Raw genomic sequence first — 15608 nt, 5'->3', positions numbered from 1 at the left:
CGCCCGGTCCCATTCCGAACCCGGAAGCTAAGGTCACCTGCGCCGATGGTACTGCACTCGACAGGGTGTGGGAGAGTAGGACACCGCCGGAACATCCTTCACGATAGGGGACCCAGATTCTGGGTCCCCTATCGTCGTTTGGGCACCTTTCGGTCCCATTGCGTCGCTGGATCTGCGCCCCCGGGTCGGCACGTGCTTGAATGCAAGGGGCCCAAGAGCAGCATTTCTGTGGAACATACCTAGAAAGGGATCACCGTGTCGGAGCAGAACGACGGTCGGAAGTCCTTCCGACGCGGCGAGGGAGCCGACCGCCCCTCCCACGGTGACTCGAGCGGCGTCCCCAGTGAGAAGCGCGGATTCAGACGCAACAGCGAGTCCGGCGACGCCGGCCGCGGCGGCTTCGAGCGCGGCGATACGTCGGATCGAGGCGGCTTCGAACGCAACTCCGACCGCGGCGACGCGGGGCGCGGCGGGGATAGCCGTGGCGGCTTCAAGCGCGGCGGCGACTCCGGCGAGCGCGGCGGCTACAACCGTAGCGGCGACGACCGTGGTGGTTTCAAACGTGGTGGTTCTGATCGCGGCGATTTCAAGCGTGGCGGGGACTCCGGCGAGCGGGGCGGTTTCAACCGGGCCGGCGGCGACCGTGGCGACGCGGGGCGCGGTGGGGATAGCCGCGGCGGTTTCAAGCGTGGCGGGGACTCCGGCGAGCGGGGCGGCTACAACCGTAGCGGCGACGATCGAGGCTACCGACGCAGCGACTCCGGCGGCGACGATCGAGGCTACAACCGCGGTGGAGATGACCGCGGCGGCTTCAAGCGCGACAGCAGTTCTACCGACCGCGGCGGTTTCAAGCGTGATGGTGGTTCCGCCGAGCGCGGCGGTTTCAATCGGGGCGGCGATTCCGGCGAGCGTGGCGGCGATTCCCGTGAGCGTGGCGGTTTCAACCGTGGCGGTGACTCCGGGGGGCGCGGGGGCTTCAACCGAGGCAGCGGTTCCAGCGAGCGCGGTGGCTACAGCCGTGGCGGTGACTCCGGTGAGCGTGGCGGTTTCAAACGGGACAGCGGCTCCGCCGAGCGTGGCGGCTACGGTCGCGGCGGCGACGATCGCGGTGGTTTCAAACGTGGTGGTTCCGCCGAGCGCGGCGGGTTCAAGCGCGGCGGTGACTCCGGCGAGCGTGGCGGTTACAACCGAGCTGGCGACGACCGTGGCGGCGACAATCGGGGTGGTTTCCAACGCGGTGACTCTGCGGAGCGCGGTGGATTCAAGCGTGGTGCGAAATCCGGCGAGCGCGGTGGCCATGATCGACCTGGCGGCAGCCGTGGCGGTGACAGCCGTGGCAGCTTCGGCCGTGGTGGCGACTCGGGTGAGCGCGGCGGTTTCAAGCGCGGCGGCGACTCGAGCGAGCGCAGTGGTTTCAGCCGTGGTGGCGACTCGGACGAGCGCAGTGGTTTCAGCCGTGGTGGCGACTCGGACGAGCGCGGCGGCTTCAAGCGTGATGGCGGCTCGAACGATCGTGGTGGCTCCGATGATCGCGGGTACAAGCGTGGTGGTGATCGGGAAGAGCGTCGTGCGGAGCGGGGCGATTTCCAGGATCGGCGGCGTGGTGGGGAAGGGGGGCGTCCCGGTGGCGGGCGGAATCTGGATCGGCGTCCGCCGCGGCCCGAGGAGCCGGATCTGCCGGATGACATTCAGGCGACCGATCTCGACAACGGGGTGCGCCGGGATCTGCTGACTTTGGACAAGGGCAATGCTGAGACGGTGGCACGTCATCTGGTGATGGCGGCGCGGCTGATCGACGATGATCCGGCGCTGGCTCTGGCGCACGCCCGGGCGGCCCGGCAGCGCGCCGGCCGGATCGCGGTGGTCCGGGAGACGGCCGGTGTCACGGCATATCACGCCGGTGAGTGGGCCGAGGCGCTGTCGGAGCTGCGTACCGCGCGCCGTATGTCGGGCGGTTCCGGACTGCTGGCCGTGATGGCCGACTGCGAGCGTGGTCTCGGCCGCCCCGAGCGGGCCATCGAACTCGGCCGCAGCGACGAGGCGCGTGAACTCACCGGCGACGAAGCCATCGAATTGCGTATCGTCGTCGCCGGCGCCCGCATGGACCTCGGCCAATTCGATCAGGCGGTCGTCACCCTGCAAACCGCCGATCTGGACCCGGCCAAGACGGGCTCTGCCTACGCCCGCCTCTTCTACGCCTATGCTGACGCCCTGGTCGCCGCCGGCCGCACCGATGAGGGCCTGACCTGGTTCCTCAACGCCGCCTCCGCCGACCTCGACGCCGAAACCGACGCCGAGGAACGCGCCCAGGAACTCACCGGCGACCTGTAAACGAATCCCGGCCCAGCGCCTGCGCTCCGGGCCCCGAGGATCGGGGTTCACCGGTTCTCCGACGCGGGAGCCCTGACCAGCGGTCAGACCGTCGACGCCGATCGGGCGAACGTGCCTCGGCCGCGAGTCCTGTTCCGCTGGAACGGTCTTCGGTGGTCTCGATCAGCAGACTGGTGTCGGCCAGGCGAATTCGGTCGTCGGTGGACCCGTTCGGCGTAGCGTGCACGGGTGAGTTCGGCCGGGCACAACGCCATCGAATCCCGGTGTTGGGGCGTGCCCGGGAGACTCACCCGGCTACCCTGTCGCAGTCCTCATCGGATTTGCGATCTCAGCCCCGAGCGTCCGAGTTTACCGACGCCCGGGCCCCGGGGTACCCGACCGACGGTCAGCTCGACGTCGATCGAGCGAGGTGTCCCAGCCGCGAGTTCCAGCTGACAATTACTGTGGGCCGCACTGACGTTGCTGCGCTTCCAGCCGTGAGTCGGGTGTTCGAAAGGGGCCCTTGGCAGGACGGTGTCCGACCATGCGTCCCGGTTCGGCCGAAGAACCCGGCTATCCGCACAGCCTGCTCACCGGGTCGCAGCAATCGTCGAGTGTGGTCATCGCGCAGGTCCACGATCAGCTCGCCTTCGTGGCGAACGTTATCGGTCGATCGGAGACCGACAGACGCCCTGCGTATTTGGGCCCGGTGCGTTGAGGCCGGTGCCGACGTCGGTGTGCGTGCTCAGCGGCTATTCGCTGGCGTGCACGGGAATGTGGTGGGGGAGCTGGGGTTTCGGTGCAGGAATGGTATTTGCGGTTGCGCGGGGGTGAATTGGTGGCCAAGCTGGGGTGAATCGGTTGGTCGCGGGCGAGGGGTGGTCTCATGGGCAGAATGCGGGTGATCGGTGCGGTGCTCGTGGTCGTGGGGGCGGCGCTGACTTCCGGGTGCGGGGCGGGGGCACCGCCGTCGGCGGGGGTGACGGTGGGGCCGGTGCGGCCGATGCCGCCGCGGGCGTCGGAGATCACGAGTGCGCCGAATCAGCGCGGTGACGAATCCTGTGATGCGACAGCGAGTTCGAGGCCGAGTGCGTTGCCGCCCAGGGGTGCGATGCCGGCGGGGACGCCGATGGCGCGGATCGTCGCGAGCGGGCGGGTGAAGGTCGGTGTGGCACAGGACGGGTACCTGTTCGGGTTCCGGAATCCGCGCACGGGCACGCTCGAGGGCTTCGACATCGATATCGCGAAGGAGATCGCCCGGGATCTGTTCGGAGATCCGTCGAAGATCGACCTGGTGCCGTTGAGTTCGGCGGAACGGGTTCCGGCGCTGCGCAACGGCCGGGTGGATCTGGTGGTCAACACCTTCTCGGCGACCTGCGCGCGGGACAAGGAGATCGACTTCTCGGCGGTGTATTACGTCTCCGAACAGAAGGTGCTGACGATCGGCAGCTCCGGGATCGAGTCCGCCGCCGACCTGGGCGGCAAACGGGCGTGCAGTGTCACGGGCACCACCTCGCTGGAGCCGCTGTTCGCGTTGCCCAAGCCGCCGACGGTGATCGGCATGCAGAACTGGACGGACTGCCTGGTCGCCTTGCAGCAGGGCGCGGCCGACGCGATCAGCACCGACGCGCCGATCCTGCACGGTCTGGCGTTGCAGGACAACAATTTGGAGGTGGTCGGCCCGCCGATGGCGTTCGACTCCTACGCGATCGGTATCGCGGACGGTCAGCCGGAGCTGGTGCGTTTCGTGAACGCCAGCCTGGATCGGATGCGCGCCGACGGTACCTGGCAGTCGCTGTATCAGCGGCATCTGAGTCTGCTCGGTCCGTCGCCGGGGCCGCCGGCGCCGAAGTACAAGAACTGAATCGCGGGTAGGGTTTGGTGCCGTGGTGCGACTACGAGATCGCTATGAGGCGCTTCTGCTGGACCTGGACGGCACGCTGTACCGGGGGCCGGTCGTCATCGACGGCGCGCCCGCGGCGTTGACGAACGAGCCGGGGGAGCAGCGCCTGGTCTATGTCACCAACAACGCCAGCCGCGCCCCGAAGACCGTGGCCGAACACCTGGCGGAGCTCGGTTTCCCGGCCACCACCGACCAGGTGGTGACCAGCGCGCAGGCCGCCGCCCGGCTCCTGGCCGAACGGCTGAACCCGGGCGCGACCGTGCTCGTGGTGGGCACCGATGATCTGGCCGCCGAGGTCGACGCTGTCGGGCTGCGGCCGGTCCGGCGTTTCGACGGCGCTGCGCCTGCCGCTGTGGTGCAAGGGCATTCACCACAGACGGCGTGGCCCGATCTCGCCGAGGCCGCCTACGCTCTGAGCGGGGGCGCACTCTGGATCGCGGCGAACACCGACAAGACCCTGCCCGACGAGCGCGGTCTCGCGCCGGGCAACGGCTCGATGGTCGCCGCGCTGCGCACGGCGTCGGGCCGGGACCCGATCGTGGCCGGGAAGCCGTTCGCTCCGCTGATGGAGGATGCGCTGACCCGCGCCGGTACCCGCGGCGCGCTGGTGGTCGGTGACCGCCTGGACACCGATATCGAGGGCGCCAACACCGTCGGCCTGGACTCTCTGCTCGTCTTGACCGGCGTCAGCACTCTCGCCGAACTCGACACCGCCCCAGCCGAACTCGTCCCGACCTTCGTCGCCGACTCGTTGGACGCGTTGAACCATCCCCCGATCCGTGACGATCTCGGCACCGCACTCGCCGACCTGCTGCGCACTCATCCAGGCCGTGCCATCACGGTCTCCTCGGCACGCACCGCGTGGGACCTGCCGGGCTAGCTGCACCGCTTACCTACCGCGCCGCTGTGGGACCGAGTCACGCACGAATCGGATCGTCCGGCCGGATCCGCACCGCATGGCCTGGGTGGCGGCAGGCTGGTCGCTGGATCGGGGCCGTGGTGGCGGGGATCTCGGTGGTGGGGTTCGTGTGTTCGAATGCGGGTTCGGGTAGCGTTGTCGGCACCATGAGTACGCCCACGCCTCGACCGTCCGTGCCACTGCCGGGTCAGCACCTGGCCGGTGCGCAGGGCCGGCCGGAGACAGCCGACCCGGGCCGGATCCGCGCCGAGATCGATAGCCTGCTCGCCGAGCTGGCGGTGCGGCCGGATGCCCTGGATTCGGCCGCCGCCAGCGCTGACGCCGGTGTCGATCTGACCAGGCGCGCGCGGATTCTGGAGCAGGCGCACGAGGTGCTGGTCGACGCGCTCGCCACGGTGGACAAGATCTGAGGTGGCCAGGCGCGCGCGGGTGGACGCCGAATTGGTTCGCCGCGGGTTGGCGCGATCGCGAGAGCACGCGGTCGAGCTGATCGGCGCGGGCCGGGTCCTGATCAATGGTGCGGTGGCGACGAAACCGGCGACCCAGGTCGATCCGGGCGCACCGCTGCTGGTGCGCGAGGATGTCGACGAGGTGCAGTGGGCTTCGCGCGGCGCGCACAAACTGCTCGGCGCGTTGGCGGCGTTCGAGCCGCAGGGTGTGACAGTGGCGGGTAAGCGCTGTCTGGACGCGGGCGCATCGACCGGTGGTTTCACCGATGTGCTGCTGTCCAAGGGCGCGAAGGAGGTCGTCGCGGTCGATGTCGGCTACGGCCAGCTGATCTGGCGATTGCAGAACGATGATCGGGTGCGGGTCTTCGACCGCACCAATGTCCGTAATATCACGCCCGAATCCATCGACGGCACAGTCGATCTGGTGGTCGGTGATCTGAGTTTCATTTCCCTGGCGCTGGTGCTGCCCGCGCTGGCGGCCTGCGCGGCGCCGGGCGCGGATCTGCTGCCGATGGTCAAGCCGCAGTTCGAGGTCGGCAAGGAGCGGCTGGGATCCGGTGGGGTGGTGCGGGATCCGGCGCTGCGCGCCGAGACGGTCCGGGCGGTGGCGGCGGCGGCCGCCCCCCTGGGGCTGCGCACGCTGGGCGCGGTGGCCAGTCCGCTGCCGGGCCCGTCGGGCAATGTCGAGTATTTTCTGTGGCTGCGCAAGGATGGGCAGTTCGAATATGCCGCCGGGGCGGTCGATGCCCTGGTCGAGCGCGCGGTCGAGGAGGGTCCACAGTGAGCGCGGAGTCGACGGGCCGGGAGATTCTGCTGATCTCGCATCCGGGCCGGGCCGAGATCATCGAGACCGCACACCGGGTCGCGAAGATCTTCGCCGACGCCGGTATCGGTTTGCGGGTGCTGGCCGACGAGGCCGACAGCACCCGGTTCGAATGTGAGGATCCGGCCCACGACGTGCGGGCGGTCGCCGAACCGGGCGGCTATCCGGCCAAGGTGGTCGAGCACTGCCCGGATGCGGCGGTGGGTTGCGAGATGGTGCTGGTGCTGGGTGGGGACGGCACGTTCCTGCGCGCCGCCGAACTCGCGCGCCCGGCCGCGGTGCCGGTGCTGGGAATCAACCTGGGCCGCATCGGTTTTCTCACCGAGGCCGAGGCCGAGCATCTGGACGAGGCGCTGGCGCAGGTGGTGCGCGGCGACTACCGGATCGAGCAGCGCATGACCATCGATCTGAGCGTGCGGGTCAACGACGAGATCGTCGAAACCGGTTGGGCGCTCAACGAAGCCAGCATCGAGAACGCCGCCCGGATGGGTGTGCTGGAGGTGGTGCTCGAGGTGGACGGCCGCCCGGTGTCCGCGTTCGGCTGCGACGGTGTGCTCATCTCCACGCCGACCGGGTCGACGGCGTACGCGTTCTCGGCGGGCGGGCCGGTGGTGTGGCCGGAATTGGAAGCGCTGCTGGTGATTCCGAGCAACGCGCATGCTTTGTTCGCGCGTCCCCTGGTGACCAGCCCGGAATCGCGGATCGCGGTCGAGTCGGTGGCCACGGGCCATGATGCGATAGTTTTCCTGGATGGTCGGCGCACCATGGCCCTGCCGCGCGGTGGACGCGTGGAGGCGGTGCGCGGTGCGGAGCCGGTGCGCTGGGTGCGGCTGGATTCCGCGCCGTTCGCGGACCGGATGGTGCGCAAGTTCCAGTTGCCCGTGACCGGCTGGCGTGGCCGGCGGCGAACGGAGACTTCGGGGATGGCAGCCGACGAAGGAGGCGGGGTGGGTAAGCCTAATGCTGACCGAGATCAGAATTGACGGACTCGGCGTCATATCCACTGCCACAGCGCAATTCCATGCGGGTCTGACGGTATTGACCGGTGAGACCGGCGCGGGCAAGACCATGGTGGTCACCAGCCTGCATCTGCTCAGCGGCGCCCGCGCGGACGCGGGCCGGGTCCGGCTGGGCGCGGCGCGGGCCGTGGTGGAGGGCCGGTTCACCGTCGAGGATGTCAATGACGCCGCGCGCGCCGAGGTCGGCGAGGTGCTGGAATCGGCTGCGGCGCAGGCCGATGACGACGGCAGCGTGATCGCGATCCGCACCGTGGGCAGTGACGGCCGCTCGCGCGCCCATCTGGGTGGGCGCAGTGTGCCCGCCTCGGTGCTCGCCGATTTCACCGCGCCGTTGTTGACCGTGCACGGCCAGAACGATCAGCTGCGGTTGCAGCGCCCCGAACAGCAGCTCGCCGCGCTCGACCAGTTCGCGGGCGACACCGTCGGCCCGCTGCTGCGCAAATACGGGGTGGCGCGGCGGGCATGGCTGGACGCGCGCTCGGAGCTGCTGGAACGCACCGCCCGCAGCCGGGAGCTGGCGCTGGAAGCCGACCGGTTGCAGTACGCGTTGAACGAGATCGACGCTGTCGCACCGGAACCCGGTGAGGACAAGCGCATTCTGGACGAGGTGCGCCGGCTCAGCGACCTGGATTCACTACGTGAGGCCGCCGAGACCGCACATGACGCGCTGGCCGGCCCGGCCGAAGCGCCGGAGGACAATTCGGGTGCGCTGTCCGCGCTCGGTCTGGCCCGGGCGCGCGTCGAATCCTCCGACGACCCGAAGCTGACCGCCCTGGCCCCGCGGTTGGACGAAGCGATCGCGGTGGTGGTCGATGTGACCACCGAATTGAGCAGTTACCGGTCGGAATTGCCGTCGGATCCGGGCGCGCTCGATTCACTGCTGAACCGCCAGGCCGAGTTGAAGGGGCTGACCCGCAAGTACGCCTCGGATGTCGACGGTGTGATCGCCTGGGCCGAGGATGCCCGGACTCGGCTGGGTTCGCTCGATGTCTCGGAGGAGGCGTTGGCGAAGCTGTCCGCCGAGGTCGATATCGCGGCGGAACGGGTACGCGAGGCGGCCCGGAAGCTGACGGCGGCGCGGAGTAGGTCGGCGGGCAAACTGGCCGCGGCGGTCAGCGCGGAACTCGGCGGGCTGGCGATGGGTAAGGCGCGCCTCGAGGTCCAGGTGCGGCCGGTGCCCGCGAGTCCGCAGGATTCCGCGCCGCTGACCGTGGCCGGCCAGGAGTTGCACGCGGGCCCGAGCGGAGTGGACGAGGTGGAGTTCCGGCTGTCGGCGCATTCGGGCGCGCAGTCGCTGCCCTTGAGCAAGAGCGCGTCCGGTGGTGAGCTGTCGCGGGTGATGCTGGCGCTCGAGGTGGTGCTGGCGAGTTCCGATCACGGCGCCACCATGGTGTTCGACGAGGTCGACGCCGGGGTGGGCGGTCGCGCGGCGGTGGAGATCGGGCGGCGGCTGGCTCGGCTCGCCCGCACCCATCAGGTGATCGTGGTGACGCATCTGCCGCAGGTGGCGGCCTTCGCGGACACGCACCTGGTGGTGGACAAGTCCGATAACGGCAAGGGCACGGTGAACAGCGGGGTGCGGGCGCTGACCAAGGAGGAGCGCGTCATCGAGTTGGCCCGCATGCTGGCCGGTCTCGACGACACCGAGACCGGCCGCGCCCATGCGGAGGAACTGCTGGCAACCGCCAAGGCCGAACGGGCCTGAACTCAGCGCAGCGCTTTCTTGGCGCCGCCGAGGAATTGGTTGATCAACGTGCGCAGCCCGAGTTCGAGGACTTTCGCGGGGACCGGCAAGCTCGGCTCGGACTCCATCGTGTAGTTCACCACGGTGCTGTTGTTGTCGGCGTCGGCGAAGGTGATGGTGCCGACGTGCCGTTTCACCGGCGCGCCCTTGACGATTCGGTATTCCATGCGCTCGCCGGGCACCAGGCGGGTGGTCTCCTCGGTGATCCCGAGGCCGCCGACGCCGATCAGGTACTGCGCGCCGACTCCGGTGGTCGTCTCGGTGCCGGGCTTCTTCAGGGTGAAGTTCACGACCGGCAGGTAGGGGGCGATGCCGTCGCGTTCGGTGAAGAACTTGTAGACGACGTCGCGCGGGGCGGCAATCACCGTTTCGACCGTACTGGTAACCATGGCGCATTCTCCTGTTCGAACTGTCTGTGACGGAAGCATATAGGTATTCGGCTGCGGCGCCGCCGGTGCCGATGGTCGGCGCGCCTCCGCTAAAGGTCGAGGGTTCGCGGCCATCCTGGGCCCATGAGGATGTTGGCGCTGCTGTCGAGGAACACGGAAGCGTTGCCCGGCCTGACCGGCGTCGTCCGGGTCGATCGCGATACCCGGCGCCTGCTACGGCGGGTCGGTCCGGGCGATATCGCCGTGCTGGACGAACTCGATCTGGACCGGCTGACCGCCGACCGCCTGGTGGCGGCGGGGGTGGTCGCGGTGATCAACACCGCGCCCTCGATCTCCGGCCGCTACCCCAATCTGGGCCCGGAGACCTTGGTCGCCAACGGGATCCTGCTGTTGGATACGGCCTGTCCGGACGTCCACACCCGGATCAAGGACGGCGCCAAGGTGCGCATCGACGAGGGCGTCGTCTACGCCGACAAGCTGACCAAGAAGGAGCCGGAGGTCCTGTTCGAGGGCATCCAGCTGACCGACGCCGTCATCATCGAGCGGATGGTCGAGGCGCGGATCGGGCTCTCGGACCATCTGGAAGCCTTCGCGGGCAATGCGATCGAGTTCATCCGGACCGAAAGCGCGCTGCTCATCGACGGTGTCGGGATTCCGGAGCTGACCCTGTCGATGAAGGACCGCCACGTGCTGGTGGTCGCCGACGGGCCCGGGCACGCGGCCGAACTCAAGGCGCTCAGACCGTTCGTCAAGGAATACTCCCCGGTACTGATCGGGGTGGGCGCGGGCGCGGACACCCTGGTCCGGCAGGGCTACCAACCGGATCTGATCGTGGGCGATCCGGAGGAGATCAGCACCTCCACCTTGAAATCCGGCGCCGAGATGATCCTGCCCGCCGACACCGACGGCCACGCCAAGGGCCTCGAGCGCATCCAGGATCTGGGGATCGGCGCGACGACTTTTCCGTCCTCGGGGGCACCCGCCGATCTGGCGCTGCTGCTGGCGGGGCATCATGATGCGGCGCTGATCGTCACCGCGGGCGCACCGGCCTCCCTGGACGACTTCTTCGATGCCGGTCGCCGCGAAAGCTGCCCGGCCACCTTCCTGACCCGGCTCAAACTCGGCACCAAGATGATGGATGCCAACGCGGTCGCCACGCTCTATCGCAGCCGGATGTCGGGAGTGGCCCTGTCGGCGGTGGTGCTGGCCGCGCTCATCGCGATCATCGTGGTGCTGCTGGCCTCGAATTCGACCGGCCCGGTGCTCGACTGGGTGGGTGCGGGCTGGGATCGGGCCGTGTTCTGGGCCCGCGACACCATCGACGGACTGCTCTGACCCCACGCTCTCGACCAGTATCGGAGGATCATGATCTCGGTTCGCCAGCACCTGATTTCGATTGTGGGCATCTTCCTGGCGCTCGCCGTGGGCGTGGTGCTCGGTTCGCAGACCTTGGCGGCCGACATGCTGACCGGACTGCGTTCGGACAAGACCGAACTGCGGCAGCAGGTGGACACGCTGGCCGAGCAGAATCGCCGGCACACCGACGAACTGGCCGCCGCGGACCGGTTCATCGCCGGTTCGGCGGACCGGATCCTGAAGGGAACGCTGGCCGATCGCGCCGTCGCGGTGTTCACCACACCCGACGCCGACCCCGCGGACGTGGAGGCGGTGACGCGCGGCCTGGAGACCGCGGGCGCCGCCATCACCGGCCGGATCGCGCTGACCGACGCGTTCCTCGACGCCGACGAAGGTGACCGGATGCGGACGTCGCTGACCAATATCATTCCGGCCGGCGCGCAATTGCGCACCGGCGCGGTCGATCAGGCCAGCCTGGCGGGTGACCTGCTCGGCCTGGTGCTGCTGCAGGATCCGGCCGGCGACCAGCCGCGCAGCACCCCGGAGGAATCGGCGCTGGTGCTGGAAACGCTGCGCGGCGGTGGGTTCCTCGCCTACGGTGACACCCCGGTCCGGCCCGCGCAGCTGGCACTGCTGATCACCGGCAACGGCGCGCGCGCCGACGAGAACAGCCAGGGCGCCAATGTCGCCCGTTTCGCCGGTGCGCTGCGTGCCCGCGGCGCGGGCACCGTGCTGGCGGGGCGCGCCGGCGCCGCCGAAGGCCCCGGGCCGATCGCGCAGCTGCGCTCGGATTCGGTGCTGGCCACCACCGTCACCACGGTCGATCACCTGGACCGCGAGATCGGTCGGGTCACCGCCGTACTCGGCCTGTCCGAGCAGCTCAACGGCGGCGCGGGCCGTTACGGTACCGGCAGCAAGGCCACCTCCCTGACCTTCGCGGCGCTGCCGAGCTGATCGTGCCCGCCGATCAGCTCGCGGCCGCGAACCGCGCCATGTTCACGCCGCGTGGTCAACGACCCGCAACCGCCGTCGAACGTGATGTTCGGCTCATCGTGTGTGCGAGCGTACCGACCGGGCGGGAGGTCAGCCGAGGGATGTCATTCCGGCGACTTGTGGGCAAACGTGCGTGGCGTTGGATCGCCGGGGGCAAAGAGTGTTACCGTGAAGACCCGTGGGTCAAACACGGATTCAGGCGCGAACTGCCACGAAACACATCTTCGTCAGCGGTGGTGTCGCCTCCTCATTGGGCAAAGGCCTTACCGCATCCAGCCTCGGTCAGCTGCTGACGGCGCGCGGATTGCGCGTCACCATGCAGAAACTCGACCCTTACCTGAACGTCGATCCCGGCACCATGAATCCGTTTCAGCACGGAGAGGTGTTCGTGACCGAGGACGGCGCCGAGACCGACCTCGACGTCGGCCACTACGAGCGGTTCCTGGACCGCGATCTCACCCGGGACGCCAATGTCACCACGGGACAGATCTATTCGTCGGTCATCGCCAAGGAACGCCGCGGCGAGTACCTCGGTGACACGGTGCAGGTCATCCCGCACATCACCGACGCGATCAAAGCGCGCATCCTCGCGATGCAGGGCCCCGATCTGCAGGGCCACACCCCCGATGTGGTGATCACCGAGATCGGCGGCACCGTCGGCGATATCGAATCCCAGCCGTTCCTCGAGGCGGCCCGGCAGATCCGGCACGACGTCGGCCGCGACAATGTGTTCTTCCTGCACGTCTCGCTGGTGCCCTACCTCGCCCCCTCCGGCGAGCTCAAGACCAAGCCGACCCAGCATTCGGTGGCGGCGCTGCGCAATATCGGTATCCAGCCCGACGCGCTGATCCTGCGTTGCGACCGCGAGGTGCCGCAGGCGCTCAAGTCCAAGATCGCGCTCATGTGCGACGTCGATGTCGACGCCTGCATCTCCACCCCGGACGCGCCGTCGATCTACGACATCCCGAAGGTGCTGCACCGCGAGGGCCTGGACGCCTACGTGGTGCGCCGCCTCGGCCTGCCGTTCCGCGATGTGGACTGGACCGTGTGGGGCGACCTGCTGGACCGGGTGCACAATTCGCGCGAGACGGTCGAGGTCGCGCTGGTCGGCAAGTACGTCGATCTGCCCGACGCCTACCTGTCGGTCACCGAGGCGCTGCGCGCGGGCGGTTTCGCGCACCGGGCCAAGGTCAAGATTCGCTGGGTGCCCTCCGACGAATGCGAGACCGAGGCCGGCGCGGCCACCGCGCTGCGCGACGTGGACGCGGTCCTGATCCCCGGCGGGTTCGGCATCCGCGGCATCGAGGGCAAGGTCGGCGCGATCCGTTACGCCCGCACCCGTTCCATTCCGCTGCTCGGGCTGTGCCTGGGTTTGCAGTGCGTGGTGATCGAGGCGGCCCGCGCGGTCGGGCTCACCGACGCCAACTCGGCCGAATTCGAGCCGGACACCCAGCATCCGGTCATCTCGACCATGGCCGATCAGAAGGACGCCGTGGCCGGTGCGGCCGATCTGGGCGGCACCATGCGCCTGGGCGCCTACCCCGCGACCCTGGCCAAGGACTCCGTGGTGGCCGGGGCCTACGGCGCCGAGCAGGTCTCCGAGCGGCATCGGCACCGGTTCGAGGTGAACAACGCCTACCGTGACCGGATCGGCAAGAGCGGCCTGAAGTTCAGCGGCACCTCGCCCGACGGGCATCTGGTGGAGTTCGTGGAATACCCTGCCGATGTACACCCGTTCTTCGTCGCCACCCAGGCGCACCCGGAGCTCAAGAGCCGTCCGACCCGCCCGCATCCGCTGTTCGCGGCGCTGATCGCGGCGGCGCTGGAATACAAGGCGGCCGAGCAGCTTCCGGTGGATCTGGCCGGCGCCGACGAACTCGCGGGTGCGGATAAGTAGTCCCATGAGCGAAAGCGGGGGAGCGGTGCCGGGTAGTCACGAGTTCGAGACGGTGTCCAGTGAGACCGTGTACAGCGGGGCGATTCTCGCCCTGCGCCGGGATCAGGTGGCCATGCCCGGCGGCCGCGTCGCCGAGCGCGAGGTGGTCGAGCATCACGCCGCGGTCGCCGTCGCCGCGATCGACGACGACGACAATGTGGTGTTGATCAACCAGTATCGGCATCCGATCGGCCGGCGGCTGCTCGAGCTGCCCGCCGGTCTGCTCGATGTGCCCGGCGAGGACCCGCTGGCGGCGGCCAAGCGGGAACTGGCCGAGGAGACCGGGCTGGCCGCGCGGGAGTGGGCGGTGCTGGTCGATGTGGTGTTGTCGCCGGGCTTCACCGACGAGGCGCTGCGGGTCTATCTGGCCCGCGGCCTCTACGAAACCGACCGTCCGGAACCGGAATTCGAGGAAGCCGACCTCGAGGTCACGGTCCTGAAGGTGGACCAGGCGGTCCGCGCCGCCCTGGCCGGCGAGATCGTCAACGCCACGGCCGTCGCGGGTGTGCTCGCCCTGGCCGCGTCGCGCGCGGGCGATCTCCGGTTGCGTCCGGCCGACGCGCCGTGGCCGGGGCAGCCGACCGATTTCCTGCACCGCAAGGCCGGGAAGTCATCGCCGGACGGTGCGTGACTTCGGTCCGCGAGCGGTGCACAATCACGCCCGGGGCGGGCGCGACCGCCCGCGTCCCCGTCGGTGACAGGAGCCCAGGGTGCGCGAGATCGACTCGTACCTCGACCATCTCGCGGTCGAACGCGGGGCGGCGCGCAACACCCTGGGCGCGTATCGGCGAGATCTGGCCCGCTACCGCGACTTTCTGAGCCAGCGCGGTATCGCCGCGCTGGATCGAGTCGGGGAAACCGATGTCGCCGAATTCACCATGGCGTTGCGCGCCGGGTCCGAAGGACATCCGCCACTGGCCGCGAGTTCGGTGGCCCGCGCGCTGATCGCCGTGCGCGGACTGCATCGTTTCGCGGCCGCGGAAGGCATGACCAGCACCGATGTGGCGCATGCGGTGAAACCGCCCGCGCCCGGCCGCCGGCTGCCCAAAGCCCTGCCCTACGACCAGGTGCTGCGCCTGCTGGAGGCGGCGGGCGGCGGCGACGGCGGGCCCCGCGAACTGCGCGATCGGGCACTGCTGGAGCTGCTGTATTCCACGGGCGCACGGATTTCCGAGGTCGTCGGGCTCGACGTCGATGATCTCGACACCGCAGAGCGGTCGGTGCTCCTGCGCGGCAAGGGCGGTAAACAGCGCATGGTCCCGATCGGACGGCCGGCGCTGGCCGCGGTGGACGCCTACCTGGTGCGCGGGCGACCGAGTCTGGCCGCGTCCGGGAAATCCACTGGGGGCGCGCTGTTCCTGAACGCGCGCGGCGGCCGGCTCTCCCGCCAGTCCGCCTGGCAGGTGCTCCAGGACACCGCCGAGCGCGCGGGCATCGGCGCGGCCGTGTCACCGCACACCCTGCGGCATTCCTTCGCCACCCATCTGCTCGACGGCGGCGCGGATGTGCGTGTGGTCCAGGAACTTCTGGGCCACGCCTCGGTGACCACCACCCAGATCTACACCCTGGTGACGGTCAGCACATTGCGTGAAGTCTGGGCCACCGCGCATCCCCGCGCCCGCTGATTGCGTTCGCGTACGCGGGGATCCAGAACCCGATCACCAGGTATCGTCTGACCGAGTGGTACGTACGTCGGCTCGCGTGTCCGAGCGCAGGTCTCGCGCTGTCAAGCGGTAGCGTCTAAAACAGAGCTGGACCGTACGAAAG

At 69.3% G+C, this 15608-nt stretch carries 12 protein-coding genes, 1 rRNA gene and 1 pseudogene; 13 read left to right on the top strand and 1 reads right to left on the bottom strand.

What is annotated here, in order from left to right:
• The 8 genes and pseudogenes from rrf to recN form a co-directional block, all read left to right on the top strand.
• A 5S ribosomal RNA gene (gene rrf / locus ACFVMC_RS31185) occupies positions 1–92 on the top strand; the annotation flags it as partial.
• A 1222-nt stretch (positions 93–1314) separates the two neighbouring features.
• Positions 1315–2331 (top strand): annotated as a pseudogene (locus ACFVMC_RS31180) (hypothetical protein); the annotation flags it as partial.
• Positions 2332–3196: 865 nt separating this feature from the next.
• The gene (locus ACFVMC_RS31175) at positions 3197–4174 is read left to right on the top strand and encodes a transporter substrate-binding domain-containing protein (RefSeq protein WP_379216251.1); all 978 of its coding nucleotides are present in this window, start codon (positions 3197–3199) and stop codon (positions 4172–4174) included.
• Between the two features lie 22 nt (positions 4175–4196).
• Complete coding sequence (locus ACFVMC_RS31170; protein WP_379216249.1) at positions 4197–5093, top strand: HAD-IIA family hydrolase; 897 nt, start codon at positions 4197–4199, stop codon at positions 5091–5093.
• A 185-nt stretch (positions 5094–5278) separates the two neighbouring features.
• A complete protein-coding gene (locus tag ACFVMC_RS31165; RefSeq protein WP_379216247.1) occupies positions 5279–5542 on the top strand; it encodes a hypothetical protein in 264 nt (87 codons plus the stop codon).
• A gap of 1 nt (position 5543) precedes the next feature.
• Positions 5544–6365 (top strand): TlyA family RNA methyltransferase, encoded by an 822-nt coding sequence (locus tag ACFVMC_RS31160; RefSeq protein WP_379216246.1) that lies wholly within the window; start codon positions 5544–5546, stop codon positions 6363–6365.
• Entirely contained in the window at positions 6362–7387 is a 1026-nt protein-coding gene (locus ACFVMC_RS31155; RefSeq protein ID WP_379216244.1) for an NAD kinase, read from the top strand. Before ACFVMC_RS31160 ends, ACFVMC_RS31155 begins: the two co-directional genes overlap by 4 nt.
• A complete protein-coding gene (gene recN, locus ACFVMC_RS31150) occupies positions 7365–9128 on the top strand; it encodes a DNA repair protein RecN (protein ID WP_379216242.1) in 1764 nt (587 codons plus the stop codon). The genes ACFVMC_RS31155 and recN overlap by 23 nt, the downstream gene beginning before the upstream one ends.
• A gap of 2 nt (positions 9129–9130) precedes the next feature.
• Here recN and ACFVMC_RS31145 read toward each other — a convergent pair whose 3' ends face one another.
• Complete coding sequence (locus tag ACFVMC_RS31145) at positions 9131–9556, bottom strand: SRPBCC family protein (RefSeq protein ID WP_379216240.1); 426 nt, start codon at positions 9554–9556, stop codon at positions 9131–9133.
• Between the two features lie 123 nt (positions 9557–9679).
• Here ACFVMC_RS31145 and steA point away from each other — a divergent pair, with 123 nt between their 5' ends.
• From steA to xerD, 5 genes are all read left to right on the top strand, one after another.
• A complete protein-coding gene (gene steA / locus ACFVMC_RS31140) occupies positions 9680–10891 on the top strand; it encodes a putative cytokinetic ring protein SteA (protein WP_379216238.1) in 1212 nt (403 codons plus the stop codon).
• Between the two features lie 30 nt (positions 10892–10921).
• Positions 10922–11866 carry a copper transporter gene (locus ACFVMC_RS31135; RefSeq protein WP_379216236.1) on the top strand — a complete coding sequence of 315 codons (945 nt, stop codon included), beginning with the start codon at positions 10922–10924 and terminating at the stop codon, positions 11864–11866.
• A gap of 217 nt (positions 11867–12083) precedes the next feature.
• Complete coding sequence (locus ACFVMC_RS31130; RefSeq protein WP_379216234.1) at positions 12084–13802, top strand: CTP synthase; 1719 nt, start codon at positions 12084–12086, stop codon at positions 13800–13802.
• 4 nt (positions 13803–13806) lie between these two features.
• Positions 13807–14472: an NUDIX domain-containing protein gene (locus ACFVMC_RS31125; RefSeq protein ID WP_379216232.1), complete on the top strand. Its 666-nt coding sequence runs from the start codon at positions 13807–13809 to the stop codon at positions 14470–14472.
• A gap of 79 nt (positions 14473–14551) precedes the next feature.
• Positions 14552–15466 carry a site-specific tyrosine recombinase XerD gene (xerD, locus tag ACFVMC_RS31120; RefSeq protein WP_379216230.1) on the top strand — a complete coding sequence of 305 codons (915 nt, stop codon included), beginning with the start codon at positions 14552–14554 and terminating at the stop codon, positions 15464–15466.
• Positions 15467–15608 lie beyond the last annotated feature (142 nt).

This window comes from Nocardia sp. NPDC127579, from assembly GCF_042672005.1.
Taxonomy (GTDB): Bacteria; Actinomycetota; Actinomycetes; order Mycobacteriales; family Mycobacteriaceae; genus Nocardia.
This window is presented reverse-complemented; position numbering and strand designations above follow the sequence as displayed.

Excerpts from the sequence above, each read along its gene's own strand:
- ACFVMC_RS31175 (WP_379216251.1), top strand. The coding sequence starts at position 3,197 with ATGGGCAGAATGCGGGTGATCGGTGCGGTGCTCGTGGTCGTGGGGGCG.
- ACFVMC_RS31165 (WP_379216247.1), top strand. The coding sequence starts at position 5,279 with ATGAGTACGCCCACGCCTCGACCGTCCGTGCCACTGCCGGGTCAGCAC.
- recN (WP_379216242.1), top strand. The coding sequence starts at position 7,365 with ATGCTGACCGAGATCAGAATTGACGGACTCGGCGTCATATCCACTGCC.
- ACFVMC_RS31145 (WP_379216240.1), bottom strand. The coding sequence starts at position 9,556 with ATGGTTACCAGTACGGTCGAAACGGTGATTGCCGCCCCGCGCGACGTC.
- steA (WP_379216238.1), top strand. The coding sequence starts at position 9,680 with ATGAGGATGTTGGCGCTGCTGTCGAGGAACACGGAAGCGTTGCCCGGC.
- ACFVMC_RS31135 (WP_379216236.1), top strand. The coding sequence starts at position 10,922 with ATGATCTCGGTTCGCCAGCACCTGATTTCGATTGTGGGCATCTTCCTG.
- ACFVMC_RS31125 (WP_379216232.1), top strand. The coding sequence starts at position 13,807 with ATGAGCGAAAGCGGGGGAGCGGTGCCGGGTAGTCACGAGTTCGAGACG.